Origin of the sequence: Methylobacterium segetis, from assembly GCF_004348265.1 — a bacterium.
Classification (GTDB): domain Bacteria; phylum Pseudomonadota; class Alphaproteobacteria; order Rhizobiales; family Beijerinckiaceae; genus Methylobacterium; species Methylobacterium segetis.
The window spans coordinates 35,174-49,783 of the sequence record NZ_SMNT01000040.1 but is presented as its reverse complement, the minus strand read 5'-3'; the positions used below and the strand labels follow the sequence as shown (position 1 = coordinate 49,783).

17 protein-coding genes are annotated in these 14,610 nt (G+C 68.9%); 9 read left to right on the top strand and 8 right to left on the bottom strand.

The annotated features are described in order from the left end of the window. Window positions 1–297: DUF4399 domain-containing protein (locus E1J50_RS12345; protein ID WP_132253991.1), on the top strand; the 297-nt coding region annotated here is incomplete at its 5' end. 7 nt (window positions 298–304) lie between these two features. Here E1J50_RS12345 and E1J50_RS27280 read toward each other — a convergent pair. From E1J50_RS27280 to E1J50_RS12335, 4 genes are all read right to left on the bottom strand, one after another. Next, a complete protein-coding gene (locus E1J50_RS27280; RefSeq protein WP_165937846.1) occupies window positions 305–478 on the bottom strand; it encodes a hypothetical protein in 174 nt (57 codons plus the stop codon). A 175-nt stretch (window positions 479–653) separates the two neighbouring features. Continuing rightward, a complete protein-coding gene (locus E1J50_RS27275) occupies window positions 654–806 on the bottom strand; it encodes a hypothetical protein (protein WP_165937845.1) in 153 nt (50 codons plus the stop codon). Window positions 807–884: 78 nt separating this feature from the next. Next, window positions 885–3,533: an MGH1-like glycoside hydrolase domain-containing protein gene (locus tag E1J50_RS12340; protein WP_132253988.1), complete on the bottom strand. Its 2,649-nt coding sequence runs from the start codon at window positions 3,531–3,533 to the stop codon at window positions 885–887. Between the two features lie 108 nt (window positions 3,534–3,641). After that, window positions 3,642–4,487, bottom strand: a complete 846-nt coding sequence (locus E1J50_RS12335) for a transglutaminase-like domain-containing protein (protein ID WP_132253986.1) — start codon at window positions 4,485–4,487, stop codon at window positions 3,642–3,644. A 461-nt stretch (window positions 4,488–4,948) separates the two neighbouring features. On the opposite strand from E1J50_RS12335, the gene oxc reads away from it, so the two are divergent. Both oxc and E1J50_RS12325 read left to right on the top strand, forming a co-directional pair. Next, the gene (oxc, locus tag E1J50_RS12330) at window positions 4,949–6,724 is read left to right on the top strand and encodes an oxalyl-CoA decarboxylase (protein WP_245516552.1); all 1,776 of its coding nucleotides are present in this window, start codon (window positions 4,949–4,951) and stop codon (window positions 6,722–6,724) included. A 204-nt stretch (window positions 6,725–6,928) separates the two neighbouring features. Then, a complete protein-coding gene (locus E1J50_RS12325) occupies window positions 6,929–7,621 on the top strand; it encodes an alpha/beta hydrolase (protein WP_132253984.1) in 693 nt (230 codons plus the stop codon). 59 nt (window positions 7,622–7,680) lie between these two features. On the opposite strand, the gene E1J50_RS12320 is transcribed toward E1J50_RS12325, so the two are convergent. The 3 genes from E1J50_RS12320 to E1J50_RS12310 all read right to left on the bottom strand — a co-directional run bounded on the left by E1J50_RS12320 (window position 7,681) and on the right by E1J50_RS12310 (window position 10,200). Beyond that, window positions 7,681–7,914: a hypothetical protein gene (locus E1J50_RS12320; RefSeq protein ID WP_132253982.1), complete on the bottom strand. Its 234-nt coding sequence runs from the start codon at window positions 7,912–7,914 to the stop codon at window positions 7,681–7,683. A 488-nt stretch (window positions 7,915–8,402) separates the two neighbouring features. Continuing rightward, complete coding sequence (frc, locus tag E1J50_RS12315; protein ID WP_132253980.1) at window positions 8,403–9,653, bottom strand: formyl-CoA transferase; 1,251 nt, start codon at window positions 9,651–9,653, stop codon at window positions 8,403–8,405. 118 nt (window positions 9,654–9,771) lie between these two features. Beyond that, window positions 9,772–10,200, bottom strand: a complete 429-nt coding sequence (locus tag E1J50_RS12310) for a PAS domain-containing protein (RefSeq protein WP_132253977.1) — start codon at window positions 10,198–10,200, stop codon at window positions 9,772–9,774. 259 nt (window positions 10,201–10,459) lie between these two features. Between E1J50_RS12310 and E1J50_RS12305 the strand changes: the two genes are divergently transcribed. The 6 genes from E1J50_RS12305 (at window position 10,460) to E1J50_RS12280 (ending at window position 14,270) form a co-directional block, all read left to right on the top strand. Then, window positions 10,460–10,903 carry an OsmC family protein gene (locus tag E1J50_RS12305; protein WP_132253974.1) on the top strand — a complete coding sequence of 148 codons (444 nt, stop codon included), beginning with the start codon at window positions 10,460–10,462 and terminating at the stop codon, window positions 10,901–10,903. A 62-nt stretch (window positions 10,904–10,965) separates the two neighbouring features. Continuing rightward, window positions 10,966–11,328: a YybH family protein gene (locus tag E1J50_RS12300; RefSeq protein WP_132253972.1), complete on the top strand. Its 363-nt coding sequence runs from the start codon at window positions 10,966–10,968 to the stop codon at window positions 11,326–11,328. A gap of 101 nt (window positions 11,329–11,429) precedes the next feature. Beyond that, window positions 11,430–12,005: a phospholipase A2 family protein gene (locus E1J50_RS12295; protein WP_425374928.1), complete on the top strand. Its 576-nt coding sequence runs from the start codon at window positions 11,430–11,432 to the stop codon at window positions 12,003–12,005. A gap of 143 nt (window positions 12,006–12,148) precedes the next feature. Further along, on the top strand, window positions 12,149–12,454 hold the full coding sequence (locus tag E1J50_RS12290; protein ID WP_132253970.1) for a hypothetical protein: 306 nt from the start codon (window positions 12,149–12,151) through the stop codon (window positions 12,452–12,454). A 69-nt stretch (window positions 12,455–12,523) separates the two neighbouring features. Then, on the top strand, window positions 12,524–13,270 hold the full coding sequence (locus E1J50_RS12285) for a DUF4336 domain-containing protein (RefSeq protein ID WP_132253968.1): 747 nt from the start codon (window positions 12,524–12,526) through the stop codon (window positions 13,268–13,270). Window positions 13,271–13,370: 100 nt separating this feature from the next. Continuing rightward, window positions 13,371–14,270, top strand: coding sequence for a hypothetical protein (locus E1J50_RS12280; RefSeq protein WP_132253966.1), 900 nt, complete (start codon window positions 13,371–13,373; stop codon window positions 14,268–14,270). Between the two features lie 63 nt (window positions 14,271–14,333). Here E1J50_RS12280 and E1J50_RS12275 read toward each other — a convergent pair whose 3' ends face one another. Beyond that, window positions 14,334–14,597, bottom strand: a complete 264-nt coding sequence (locus E1J50_RS12275; RefSeq protein WP_132253963.1) for a GNAT family N-acetyltransferase — start codon at window positions 14,595–14,597, stop codon at window positions 14,334–14,336. Window positions 14,598–14,610 lie beyond the last annotated feature (13 nt).

Here is a 14,610-nt window from a genome sequence, read left to right as displayed (position 1 = left end):
ATGGGCGTCGCCCCGGCCGGGTTCGACAAGGCGAATACCGGCCATCACCACCTGCTGATCGACGCGCCCCTGCGCTCCCCCGACGAGCGCATCCCGAACGATTTCAATCACCTGCATTTCGGTCTCGGGCAGACGGAGGCGCAGGTGACGCTTCCGCTCGGCACCCACACCCTTCAGCTGGTGCTGGCCGATGCCGACCACGTCCCGCACGTGCCCCCGGTGATGTCCGAGACGATCAAGGTCCTCGTCACCCGCAACGGGCGCCGGCCGCGGGTGGCGCGCCACCGCGACCGTTGAGCGCCGGTCAGAACGCGTCGTACGGGTCGGAGGGCGGGAGGTTCGACCGCACCGTCATCTCGCGGATGTCGATGCCGGAGGTCGCCCTGACCGGCACCCGCGCCGGCGCCGCGAGCATGCTCGCGCGGACGATGACCATCGTCGCCAGCAGGGCGACGGCGATGACGAGACACTTCATCATGGCGGAATCCTGAGGTTCGTGATCTTCGAGGCTGCTGCCGCGAAGAGAAATCCGCTCTCGGATCTCGCCGAACCTGTAGGATTCCTGCCGATCGCGAACCGTGATCGAGATCACGCTCGCATCATCGTCATGGATACATGGGACACGTCGCAGCCCTCAGCCTAACCCGGTGAGATCAAGTGCGCGGGAGGACGTATTGCCGGCCGAGCCGCGCGGTCTCGCCCGCATCGGGCGAGACGATCTGGGAGGGGCGGGGGCCTCGCCCGTGCACAACGATCGCGTCCGTGACGAGGAGGAGGGCCATCAGGCTGAGGATGCGACGCGACATGGGACGCGCTCCGATTGGAGCGAGCTTCCCCCGACGCGCGCCTCGGAACCGTGACGGAACTCACACCCGGCCCGGGCGTCAGCTGCGCCCCGCCTGCGAGAGAAGAAGGTTCATGACGAGCGCCGTCCATCCGGTCTGGTGCGAGGCGCCGAGGCCGCGCCCGGTCTCGCCGTCGAAGAATTCGTGGAACAGGAGCGGGTCGTCGCCCCCGGCGCCCGCGTCGATGGGCGGGCGCCCGCCCCGATACGGGCGCCCGCCCGCCGCGTCCCGGGTGAAGAGCGCGATCAACCGATCCTCCAGCGCGTCGGCGATCGCGTTCAAGGTCAGCAGGGTGCCGGAGCCGGTCGGGTACTCGATCACGAACTCGTCGCCGTAATAGGCGTGGAAGCGGCGCAGGGCCTCGATGATGAGGTAGTTCATCGGCATCCAGACCGGCCCGCGCCAATTCGAGTTGCCGCCGAACATGTTGGAGGTCGAATCGGCAGGGTCGTAGGCCACGGTGAAGGAGGCGCCGAGCTCGTTGAGGGCGAAGGGATGCTCCTGATGCGCCTTCGAGAGGGAGCGCACGCCGAAGGGCGACAGAAACTCGCTCTCGTCGAGCACGCGGCGCAGGAGCGCCTTCATCCGGTGCCCGCGCAGCAGCGACAGGAGCTTGCGGTCGCCGACGCCGCCCTCGTTCCAGCGTGAGACGAGGCGGGCGAGGTGCGGGCGGTTCTCCAGCACCCAGCGCAGGCGCCGCGCGAAATCGGGCAGGCGGGCCATCACGCCCGGATCGATCACCTCGACGGCGAAGAGGGGCACGAGGCCGACCATCGAGCGGACGCGCAGCGGAATCATCCGGCCGTCCGCCATGTCGACCTCGTCGTAGTAGAACTCGTCCTCCTCGTCCCACAGGCCGAAGCCCTCGCCGCCCATGTCGGTCATCGCCTCGGCGATGAGGAGGAAATGCTCGAAGAACTTCGAGGCGGTGCTCTCGTAGACGTCGTTGTGGAGGGCGAGCTCCAGCGCGATGCGCATCATGTTGAGGGCGTACATCGCCATCCAGGCGGTGCCGTCCGCCTGATGGACGATGCCGAAGCCGGGCGGGGGCCGCGAGCGGTCGAACACGCCGACATTGTCGAGGCCGAGGAAGCCGCCCTGGAAGACGTTCCGGCCGGTCGCGTCCTTGCGGTTCACCCACCATGTGAAGTTGATCAGGAGCTTGTGGAACACGCCCTCAAGGAAGGCGAGGTCGCCCCGCCCGCCGCGGCGTGCCCGGTCGATCTCGAAGACCCGGAAGGTCGCCCAGGCATGGACCGGCGGGTTCGTGTCACCGAACTCCCACTCGTAGGCGGGAAGCTGCCCGTTCGGGTGCATGTACCACTCGCGGGTCAGGAGCAGCAGCTGGGCCTTGGCGAAATCCGGGTCGAGCACCGCGAGCGGCAGGCAGTGGAAGGCGAGGTCCCAGGCCGCGAACCAGGGGTATTCCCATTTGTCCGGCATCGAGAGGACGTCGGCAGCCGCGAAATGGCCCCAGACCGCATTGCGGCCGCCCTCGCGCTCCCGGGGAGGGGCGGGCATGCGGGGATCGCCCTTGAGCCAGAGGCGAACATCGTAGCGGTAGAGCTGCTTCGACCAGATCAACCCTGCGGCGGCCTGCCGGAAGATGCGGCGGCGGTCCTCATCGGCGAGCCCGTCCTGCAGAAGGTCGTAGAAGGCGTCGGCCTCCGCGATCCGGCGTCGGAGCAGGGCATCGTCCATATCGACCGGTTGCGGCCGCCGCCCGCAGGCGAGGCGTAGCCGCACCGTTGCCGTCTCGCCGGGGCGGAGGCGGACGGCGTAGTGCAAGCCGAGCTTGGTGCCGGAATCCTCCGCGACGGCGTCCCGCGCACCCTCGACGAGATGCGCGTTGATCCCGTCCTTGAAGGGGCCCGCAGCGTCGGGATCGCCCCCGTGCAGGCGCCGGTTCGTCTCGTTCTCGCAGAACAGCAGGGCTGGATCACCGGCGAAGGTCAGGCGATAGGAGCCGAGCCGCGGATGCTCGCAGGCGACATGGTCGTGCTCGCGCCGCAGAACCGGGCGGGACGCATCCTCACCATCGCGCCAGGACCACGTGTTGCGAAACCAGATCTGGGGCACGAGGTGGAGGTCGGCCGCCTCCGGGCCCCGGTTCAGGGCCGTGACCACCATATGGATGTCGTCGACATCCTCCTTGGCGTACTCGACGACGACGTCGAAGAATCGGCTCTCCGCGAAGGCGCCGGTGTCCTCGATCTCGTATTCCGGCTCGCGGCGGCCCCGCCGCCAGCTCTCCTCCACGATCTCCGCATAGGGGAAGGGGGTTTGCGGGTAGCGATAGAGGACCTTGAGGTAGGCGTGGCTCGGGACCGCGTCGAGGTAGTGATAGATCTCCTTGACGTCCTCGCCGTGGTTGCCCTCCTCGTTCGTGAGCCCGAACAGGCGCTCCTTCAGGATGCGGTCCTGCCCGTTCCAGAGGGCGAGCGACAGGCACATCAGGCCGTGGTCGTCGCTCAGACCTGCGATTCCGTCCTCGCCCCAGCGATAGGCGCGGGAGCGCGCCGCCTCGTGGGAGACGGAGCGCCACGCATTGCCGTCGGCGCTGTAATCCTCGCGGACAGTGCCCCATTGGCGCTCGCTGAGATACGGCCCCCAGAGCCACCACGGCCGCTCGCCCCGCCCCTGCTCGGCGATGCGCCGCCGCTCGGCCCAACGATCCACCTCGTCCACGATGATCCCTTCAGCCGTTGCCGGGCCTCAGGGCAATGCATCTTCAGCGCCAAGCCGGTCCGGCGGCGGCCAGCGGGATAGTCGAGCCGCCCCGGTCCGGTCGGGCGTTCAGGCAGCCTGCCCGAGAAGGAACGCCGCATCGACCTCGTCGGTATGGACCTCGAAGGTCGCAAGCGGCGCGGGGCCGAAGCTCGTGGTGATGGCGCAATCCGTGGCGTCCCGTCCGTAGGCCATCACGATGCGCCCGATGCGCGGCGTGTTGTGGCGGGCATCGAACGTGTACCAGCGCGGGCCCTGCGGACCGTTCAGATAGACCTCGAACCACGCGGAGAAATCCATCGGGTCCGGCACGGGCGGAATGCCGATGTCGCCGAGATAGCCCGTCGCGTAGCGCGCCGGGATGTTCATGCAGCGGCAGAGCGTGATCGCGAGATGCGCGAAGTCGCGGCAGACGCCGACCTGTTGGCTGTGGCCATCATGGGCCGAGCGGGTCGAGTCGGCCTGCTGATAGTCGAACCGGATGCGCTCGTGCGCGTAATCGACGATGGCCTGGACCCGGCCCCAGCCCTCGGGCGCGTTCCCGAAGAGTTGCCAAGCCGTGTTCGACAGCTTGTCCGTATCACAGTAGCGGGAGCCGAGCAGGTACACCAGCACGTCGTCCGGCAGGTCCTGCACCGGGATCTGCCTCGCATCGGCGGCGACGATGTCGGGCTCGCCGCAATCGTCGATGAGAAAATCGGCCGACATCGTGATGCGCCCGGCGGGGGCGAGAATGCGCGTGCGCACGTTGCCGAACTCATCGAGGTGCTGGCGCGCTTCGACCGGCGGGTCGAACGTGATCCGCTCCGGCGTCATGAGGTCCCGGCGACGCTCGGGCCGCACGTTGAGAAGGAGCAGCATCGGCGTCGGGCCGAATGTGTCAAAGGCGATGGTGTAGCCAGTGCGGATGCGCATGATCGTTGCTTCATCAATTCATGTTAAGCCCTTAAACATCCGGACGCGCGAACGTTCCCGCCGTTACTGCCCAGATATTGGTTGAACCTGCACGAATTGCGGGCAATCGATTCGACCCGCCCTGCTCCACGCTCGCCCGGACCGGCCGATAACCGGTGCCCGAAAGCCTCTGACCGCGTTTCCCGAAGAGGGCCGGGGGCAGTCGATCCGTGTTTGACAGCCAATTTGGTATTTGGTATGCCAGCCCTGCCGTAACGAACGAGAAGAACCCGGTTCAGCGTGGCTGATACGGGCAGGATTGATCCGGGACTGGGGCGGATTTCCGGCAAGGCCGGCCGCCATCGGGCCCGACGGGCCGAACGCCACGTGCGGGCGCGCTCGGCGAGATGGCGGCAACGGCCCCAAAGGGCAGCCGCGAACCGAAACTGAAACAAAGCCTAGGGAAGTCGGAGGAAGCGGTCATGGACAGGAACACCACGGACCAGTCGTTCACCGAGTCGGAGTTCAACGCCGAGAGCGTGACCAATGCTGAGGATACCGGGCCGGAGCAAACCGACGGCTTTCACCTCGTCATCGACGCGCTGAAGCTCAACGGTATCGATACGATCTACGGCGTCCCCGGCATCCCGATCACCGATCTCGGCCGCATGGCCCAGGCCGAGGGCATGCGCGTGATCTCGTTCCGTCACGAGCAGAACGCGGGCAATGCGGCCGCGATCGCGGGCTTTCTCACCAAGAAGCCCGGCATCTGCCTCACCGTGTCGGCGCCGGGCTTCCTCAACGGCCTGACCGCGCTCGCCAACGCCACCACGAACTGCTTCCCGATGATCCTCATCTCGGGCTCCTCCGAGCGTGAGATCGTCGACCTTCAGCAGGGCGACTACGAGGAGATGGACCAGCTCGCCATCGCCAAGCCCCTCTGCAAGGCGGCGTTCCGTGTGCTCCACGCCGCCGACATCGGCATCGGCGTGGCCCGCGCCATCCGCGCGGCCTGCTCGGGCCGTCCGGGCGGCGTCTACCTCGATCTCCCGGCCAAGCTCTTCTCGCAGGTGATCGACGCCGAGACCGGCGCCAAGTCCCTCGTCAAGGTGATCGATCCGGCCCCGGCCCAGCTTCCCGCTCCCGCCGCCGTCAAGCGCGCCCTCGACGTGCTCAAGGGCGCCAAGCGCCCCCTCCTCGTGCTCGGCAAGGGCGCGGCCTACGCGCAGGCCGACGAGGAGGTCCGCGCCCTCGTCGAGCGGAGCGGCATCCCTTACGTGCCGATGAGCATGGCCAAGGGTCTCCTGCCCGACACGCACGAGCAGTCGGCCGGCGCCGCCCGCTCGATGGTGCTCAAGGATGCCGACGTCGTCGTTCTGGTCGGCGCCCGCCTCAACTGGCTTCTGTCGCACGGCAAGGGCAAGACCTGGGGCGAGCCGGGCTCGAAGAAGTTCATCCAGATCGACATCGAGCCGAAGGAGATGGACTCGAACGTCGAGATCGTCGCCCCGCTCGTCGGCGACATCGGCTCCTGCGTCTCGGCGCTGCTCGAGGGCATGGGTGACGACTGGAAGGCTCCGCCCGCCGAGTGGACGGACGGCATCAAGGCTCGCAAGGACGCGAACCTGTCCAAGATGTCGGCCAAGCTCCTCAAGAACTCGACGCCGATGGATTTCCACGGCGCGCTCGGAGCGCTGCGCACGATCATCAAGGAGCGGCCGGACGCGATCCTCGTCAACGAGGGCGCCAACACCCTCGATCTCGCCCGGAGCGTCATCGACATGTACCAGCCGCGCAAGCGCCTGGACGTCGGCACCTGGGGCGTGATGGGCATCGGCATGGGCTTCGCCATCGCCGCCGCCGTCGAGACCGGCAAGCCGGTTCTCGCGGTCGAGGGTGACAGCGCCTTCGGCTTCTCGGGCATGGAGGTCGAGACGATCTGCCGGTACAACCTTCCGGTCTGCATCGTGATCTTCAACAACAACGGCATCTATCGCGGCACCGACACCGACCCGACCGGCCGCGATCCCGGCACGACGGTGTTCGTGAAGGATTCCCGCTACGACAAGATGATGGAAGCCTTCGGCGGCATCGGCGTCAACGCGACGACGCCGGACGAGCTCGCCCGCGCCGTCAACGAGGCGATGGATTCGGGCAAGCCGACCCTCATCAACGCCGTGATCGACCCGAATGCCGGGACCGAGAGCGGCAACATCGGCAGCCTCAACCCGCAGAGCACGGTGAAGAAGAAGAAGTAAGCTCTTCACCGATCCGACATCGCCGGCGATCCGGCAGGATGCAAGGGCTGCGGCAGGCTCGGACGAGCCCGCCGCAGCCCTTTTCCGCTTCGGAGCCGGTTCGGAGCCGGAGCCCCTGGCCGGGGGCTCTTGCCGGATCGCCCCGTCAAAGCTTCCTCGAGCCGGTGCTCGCGAGACCGGAGCCGGCCTTCCAGGACCGCCCGCATGATCGATCCCCACCTCGCCGGCCGCCTCGGCTTCCACCACCGCCTGCCGGTCAAGCCGCCCCTCGGTCCCGGACGCCACACGCTCGGTCTGTTCGACGAGCGCGACGCGGTGCTCGTGGTCCCGCCGACGATCGAGCCGCGCAGGCCGACGCCCCTGGTCGTTCTGTTCCACGGCGGCGGCGGCAGCGCGGAGAAGATCCTTCCGATGCTGGAGCGGCATGCCGAGGCGCGCGGTTTCCTGCTGCTCGCCCCGCAATCGCAGTACCCGACCTGGGACATCGTGATCGCCGGCAACGGCCCCGACCGCCTGCGCCTCGACGCGGCGCTGACCGAAGTCTCCTCCCGTTTCCTGCTCGATCCCGGCCGCCTCGCCTTCGCGGGCCACTCGGACGGCGGAAGCTACGCCCTCTCCGTCGGCCTGACGAACGGGGATGTGGTGACCCACGTCATCGTCTCCTCGGCGGGCTTCATGTCGGTGCAGGTGCAGACGGGCGCGCCGAAGGTCTTCATCTCGCACGGCGTCAAGGACGAGCAGATCCCGATCGATCGCAGCGCGCGGATGCACGTCGCCCGCCTGCGGGAGGCCGGCTACGACGTGACCGCGGTCGAATATGACGGCCCCCACGCCTACCGGCCGGCGGTCGCCGCGATGGCGATCGACTTCTTCCTCGTCGACAACGAGGCGGGCTAGGAGACCGCGCCGCCGGGGAGGGATTGCAGCGAGGCCGAGGCTGCCCCGCGCATCCCCCCTCAGGCGGGGAGCGCCAGCCTCGCCGGGACGGCGTGATCCTGCGTCCCGGCCGCATCGCCGAAGGCGGCAGTCGCGTCCGTCCGGGAGCGAATGTCGACATGACGCTCGTCCGGCCCGATCACCGGACGGTGAAGCAGCCCGAGTTCCGATATCCGCATCACCACGTCGGCAATCGGGGCTTCAGGCCGCCCGATCAGCACGCGCGTGGTCGTAAGGCGGTGCAGCGCCATCATGGCCGCGATGGCGAGCGAGATCGCGACCGCGTCGGGCGAGAAACGGGTCTGGGATTGCCGCCGCCACTGGGATGCCTGCGAGGCTCGCGACGAGGTCGCCGCCTGAGGATCGACCGCGGCTGCGCGAGCGGGCTGGCCGGGACCGCGCGAAGAGGCGCGCGGCCGAGGTGCCCATCGGAGCCATCAGGGCGGGGAAGGGCTGATCCGTCCGGCAGGGCGACGTGGCTGACGAACCCTTTTGCGAGGATGCAGGCGGAAGCTCCAGGGGCCGAGCGCAGGCGCTCCCACGGGCTGAGCGGCGCCAACCGGGTTGAAGCGGCGCAGCCGCATCTTCCGTCGAGCCTCGGGTACCGGATCTCGGGCACAGGCCGCTCGGCCGGGGGCGGCCCGCGGCGCGGGCGGGATGCCGGCCGATCCCTGATACGAGAAGGGGCGGCGTGCCGCCGGCACGCCGCCCCAGGATTTTCAAGCGTCTGGGCTTGAGGAGATCAGACGGCGCGGGCCTCGTGGAGGGCGGCGATCTGCTCGGCCGAGTAGCCGAGGTCCTTCAGCACCTCGTCCGTGTGCTCGCCGAGCAGCGGCGAGGGCTTCACCTCGACCGCCATGTCGGAGAACTTGATCGGGCTTCCGACGGTCAGGTACGAGCCGAGCTTCGGGTGGGGGACCTCCACCACCGTGCCGCTGGCGCGCAGCGACGGGTCGTTGGCGATCTCCTTCATCGACAGCACCGGCGAGCAGGGGATGTCGAACTTGCGCAGGATGTCGACGGCCTCGAACTTCGTCTTGTCGGCGAGCCAGTCCTCGATCAGGGCGAAGATCTCGAAGATCTTGTCCTGACGGGCGCGGGCCGTGTTGTAGGCCGGATCGTCGATCCACTCCTCCTTGCCGAGCGCCTTGCAGATCGGGGCCCAGGCATGGCCCTGGATCGTGAAGTAGATGTAGGCGTTCGGGTCGGTCTGCCAGCCCTTGCACTTCAGCACCCAGCCCGGCTGGCCGCCACCGCCCGCGTTGCCGCCGCGCGGCACCACGTCCGAGAACTGGCCGTGCGGGTATTGCGGGTACTCCTCGAGGTAACCGAGCGCGTCGAGGCGCTGTTGGTCGCGCAGCTTGACGCGGCAGAGGTTGAGCACCGAATCCTGCATCGAGACGGCGACCTTCTGGCCCTTGCCGGACTTGTTCTTCTGGTGCAGCGCCGTGAGGATGCCGATGGCCAGATGCATGCCGGTGTTCGAGTCGCCGAGCGCCGCGGCCGACACGGTGGGGGGGCCGTCCCAGAAGCCGGTGGTGGAGGCCGCACCGCCCGCGCACTGCGCCACGTTCTCGTAGACCTTCAGGTCCTCGTAGTGGTGACCGTCCGAGAAGCCCTTCACCGAGGCGAGGATCATGCCCGGGTTGAGTTCCTGGATCTTGGCCCAGGAGAAGCCCATCCGGTCGAGGGCGCCGGGGCCGAAATTCTCGACCATGACGTCGGACTCTTTGATGAGCTTCGTCAGGACTTCCTTGCCCTGCGGAGTCTTGGTGTCGAGCGTGAGCGAGCGCTTGTTCGAGTTCAGCATGGTGAAGTAGAGCGCGTCCGCATCCTCGACGTGGCGGAGCTGGGTCCGGGTCACGTCGCCGGCGCCCGGACGCTCGACCTTGATCACGTCCGCACCGAACCAGGCGAGCAGCTGCGTGCAGGCGGGACCCGCCTGGACGTGCGTGAAGTCGATGATCTTGATTCCCTCGAGCGGCTTGCTCATCTCGGCATTCTCCCTTTCGACGGTTCGCGCTTAAACTTCGTCCAAGCCCAGTCCGCACCGGACCGGGAAACACTTGCCGAGCTATCCAGTTATTCCTCTGGATTGGCTCGCAAATTTCTCAAGACACCCGAGCCTCGAGGTCGGCGAGGCGACGGCGCATCTCGCGCTCGTCGTTCCACCGGCTCGTCTCGTCGCGGATAATCGCCGCGATGCCGATGACCGCGTCGTCCGCGCCGCGGAGAAGGGCCACCGTGAAGGCGATCGACAGCGGTCGCCCATCCTTGTGCAGGGCCGGGACCCGCAGCACCTGCGTGCCGTAGCGGGTCACGCCGGTCTCCATGGTCTTGTGGTACCCGTCCCAGTGGCGCTGGCGCTGGCGCTCCGGCGTGATCAGGTCGAGCGACCGGCCGAGGGCCTCCTCCTGCGTGAACCCGAAGATCCGCTCGGCGGCCGGATTCCAGACGGTGATCGCACCCTCGACATCCGATACGACGATCGCATCGCCCGCCGCGGTAATGATCTGCGCCAAGTCGAAGGTCTGCGACATGAATGTCCCGACGAATGCGCCGCGTTACTTGCTGCGGGTACGACGTGGTTGCTGACTGCTTGCGCCCTGTCGGGCTCTTGTTAGGTGATTGGCATTTGGTATGCCACATATCAGCTGATGTCAAGGGACGATGCGAATGAGGCCCGTCCCGACGCCGAGGGGCGGGAATTTTCCGCGGGACGGGAGCGGGGCAGGGTCGGCGAGCGTTCTCCGGGCGGCCTGTCTCCGCCGAGCGGAGCGTGCGGGAGAGCGAGGCAGGATGGCGAGCGGTCCAAGCATCACGATCACGCAGGTGGAAGGATACAAATTCACGGTCGATTTCGGCGCGCTGATCCCACACCTCCTCGTCGACGAGTCGGTGCCGATCAGCGCGGGGGAGGGGCCGTTTCCCGAGCAGTTGCTGATCGCGAGCGTGACGAACTGCCTCTGCGCCAGCATGGTCTTCGCGCTCGGCAAGTACCGCCAGGACGCGAGCGGCATCCGGGCCGAGGCGACCTGCAGCGTCGAGCGGAACCCGGAAGGGCGTCTGCGGATCTATGGAATCGACGTCGCGATCGCGCTCGGCCACCGGGCTGCCGACCTGCCGCGGATCGACCGGGTGCTCGCCCAGTTCGAGCGGTTCTGCACGGTCTCGGAGAGCGTGAAGGCCGGCATTCCGGTGAGCGTCGCCGTCCGGGACGCCGCGGGCGAGCGCTTGCGCTGAGGCTCGGCCGTCGCGAGCGCCCGGAACCCGGGCCGAGTGAGATCAGAGCGGAGAGGAACCCCATGTCCAGTCCCGATCATGAGCCGGCTCGCGAGCCTCAGGACCTCGCCGGGCTCTTCAACGCCCGCGCCAATGCCGGCGACGTCGAGGGTCTTGTGGCGCTCTACGAGCCCGACGCGGTTCTGGCTGCCGGCGACGTCGTCGCCCGGGGGCACGCCGAGATCCGCGCCTTCTACACCGATCTCCTGTCGCGGCGTTCGGACTTCCCGGCGGCCGAGGTTCTGCCCCCGATCCGCAACGGCGCGCTTGCGATGACCTTCGCGCGCCTGCCGAACGGCACGATCTCCGCGGAGGTCGCCCGCGAGCAGTCGGACGGAGGCTGGCGCTGGGTGATCGACCAGCTCAAGATCAAGCCGAAAGGGTGAGCCCCCCGCGGCGGCCCAAGCACGGGCACGCCTCCGGGGCTGGTGGAACGAGAAGGCCAAGCTCGGACTTTCTGATCGCACGACCATCGGAAACCGCTCCCTTGACCTCTCTCGTCCGCATCCTCCTCGTCCTGGCCACCATCGCGCTCGCGCCTGCCGCGTCGGCCCAGGGCGCGCCGCCCGCCCCCCTCGAGGTCGAGGAGCCCGTACCCGGGCCGCCACCGTCCCTGCCCGACTTGACCGAGCCGAACTCACGCTCCGCCGAGAGCCTGGACGAGCCCGGCCTGCGCTCGACCATCCCGAAATCCCTGAGGAGCTCAGGCACGCAGGCCGGCGGCCCCGCCAACGACCTCAACCCGAGCGGACAGCGCGAGGGGCCGGCGAGTCCGCGCGGCAATCTCGCCAACGTCCTGACCGGGGCCGAACTCTTTCACGGCAATTATTGCGGAGCCGGGCAAAGGGGTGAGGGCCTCCCGCCGATCGACGATCTCGATGCGGCCTGTCAGCGCCACGACGCGTGCTTCGATGCCGCCGCCCATCGCTCCTGCGCCTGCAACGCGGTCCTCAAGCGCGAGGCGGCCGCCGTGTCCGAGAGGCCGGGCATCGCCCTGGAAGTGCGCCGCCGCGCGCTGAGCGTGGTCCAGGCCGCAGAGGTCATGGCCTGCGAAACGCCCTGATCCAGGCAGCGATCCGACCCGGCCGGGGACGTCGGAACCCTCTCCCTCGCAGGGCCGTTCCGGAGCCATTCACGCGGCCATTTGCAGGATGCCGGGCGTCGACACGTCCCACCCTCTCCCGGGTGAGCCGAAGGAGGAAGCCTATGATCATCTCACTCAGAACCACGCTCGTGGCAGCCGGCCTGCTCGTCGCGGGCCTCGGCGCCGCCGGGGCCGCGCCGGGGCTGCCGCAGGCCGGGCACGGGCTCTCGCAGGGCGATGCGATTCCGGTCGCGATGTGCGGCTATTCGTGCCGCCGCGGCGGCCGTTACATCCCCGGGCCGCCGAGCGTCTGCTACGAGGAGGGCCTCAATTATTGCGGATCCTCCCGCGACGTCGGCCCCCGGCGCTTCTACGACGGCGGCGACCGCGGCTACGTGCGCCGCTACGAGCGATACGAGCGCTACTGACCGCTCGCCGGGGCGGGGCGGAACCGCCGCGCCCCGCCCCGGCCGCTTCGCCGTGCGGAGGAGGAATCGATGCCGCAGCGTGTCGAGCCGACCTACCCGCCCCTCGATGTTCCCAAACCTGTCGCCGAGCGCGTCTGGATCGTCGACAGCGGTCCCCTGCACGTCCTCGGCATGCCGCTGCCGGTCCGGATGACGGTGGTGCGCCTCGCGGACGGCAGCATTTGGTTGCATTCACCGACTCGCTACGACCCCGCCTTGCACGACGCCCTGAGCCGGCTCGGCCCCATCCGTCATCTCGTCGCGCCGAACAGCGCCCACTGGACCTTCGTCGCGGCCTGGCAGACGCAATGTCCCGAGGCAACGGTCTGGGCAGCGCCGGGGCTGCGCGACCGCGGTCAGGTCCGCCGATCCGGGCTTCGCGTCGATAAGGACCTGCCCGAGGCCGCCCCGGCCGCATGGAGCGCCGACCTCGACCAAGTGGTCGTGCCGGGCCGCGCCGGATTTCGAGAAGTCGCCTTCCATCATGCGGCTTCGCGGACGCTGGTGCTGACGGACCTCGTCCTGAACCTGGAGCCCGAACGGCTGCCGGGCCCGATCCGCCCCCTGGCGCGCCTCGTGGGCGTGTGCGCACCCCACGGCCGGGCGCCCATCTATCTGCGTGCCGTCGTGAGGCTGAAGGGCGCCCCCGCGGCGGAGGCGGCCCGCCGCCTCGCCGCCTTCGCACCCGAACGGGTGGTCTTCAGCCACGGACGTTGGTTCGAACGCGATGGAACGGCCCGCCTCGCGCGCTCCCTGGATTGGTTGCTGCCGGGTTGAGCGCCTTTCTCCCCGTCGCCGCGACCCCGAACATGCCTTGACGTCCCCGCACAGCCTCACCTATCAGATATAGCATCAGCTATAAAGATGAGGTCAGACAATGCGGGCAGCGCCGTTCCGGCCGGGGGGAACCGCCTCTCTCGCCGTCGTGCTGGCCGTTGCCCTCTCGGGTGGCATCGCGCGGGGCCAGTCCGCTCCGAGCGCCGCCGAGAATCTCAGTCCCGGCGACATCGACAGCGAGCACCTGTTCGGCTTCGCGGAGGGCAGCGACCTCGGCGTTCCCGGGGAAACGGAGTTGGAATGGGAGACCACGGGCCGCTTCGGGCGCCGGAGCGGAGGCTTCCGGGCCGTGGATTCGAGCCTCGCTCTCAAGATGCCGATCACGCCCGACTTCCGCCTCGCTCCCGGCCTGACCTTCAACGCCTACGACGTCGGAACGCCGGGCCGCACCAGCGGCGGCCTCAACGGCGGCTTCCTCGAAACGCGGCTGCGCCTCCTCGATCGGCGGACGGCCACCTTCGGCCTGACGCTGAGCGTCGTGCCGGGATACGGCAGCGTCGATTCCGCCTCGGGTCTTCCGGCCCGCAGCTTCGGGACCGACGTGGCCCTGCTCGCCGACCGGGAGATCGTGCCGGGCCGGCTCGTGGCCGCGCTCAATGCGAGCTTCGGGTTCGCCTCGACCCTGAGCGACGCCGCGCCGCCCGCTCAAGGCTCCGGCGTGGAGATCGCCGGCGCGCTCGCCTATCAGGTCAGGCCCGGGCTCTTCCTGGGGGGTGAGGCGCGCTACGCCCGGGCCTATCAGGGCCTCGTCCTCGGTCGGCTGGGCGGCCAGGCGGCCTATATCGGCCCGACCCTCTACGCCAGCCTCTCGCCGAAGGCCTGGGTTTCCGCAACCTGGAGCCTCCAGGTTGCGGGGCGGGAGCAGGGCGGCCCGAGAGACCTCGACCTCACGAACTTCGACCGGCACCAGATGCGGCTCCGGGTCGGCTACAATTTCTAGCGCTGCCGCTTGCAGGAGGCCCGGCCGCGGGCTCCCGCCGCTCGCATCATCCGCCTCCCGGGATCAGACGAGCAGATCGCGGTGCTCGGGCTGCGCGCGCAGCCAAGCCCCCGCATAGCCGCACAGCGCCGCGATCCTGCGTCCTTCCGCGCGAGCGGAGCGCGCGACGGCGTGCATGAGCCGGTCCGCCGCACCGGTGCCCCGCAGCGGGGGCGGCGCATAGACGTGGCGGATCACGAGGATGCCCTCCCGGCGCTGGTAATCGGCGTAGACGGTCTGCCCCTCGATATCGAGTTCGAACCGGCCCCGCTCGGCGTTGTCGTACATGGATTCCTCGCGT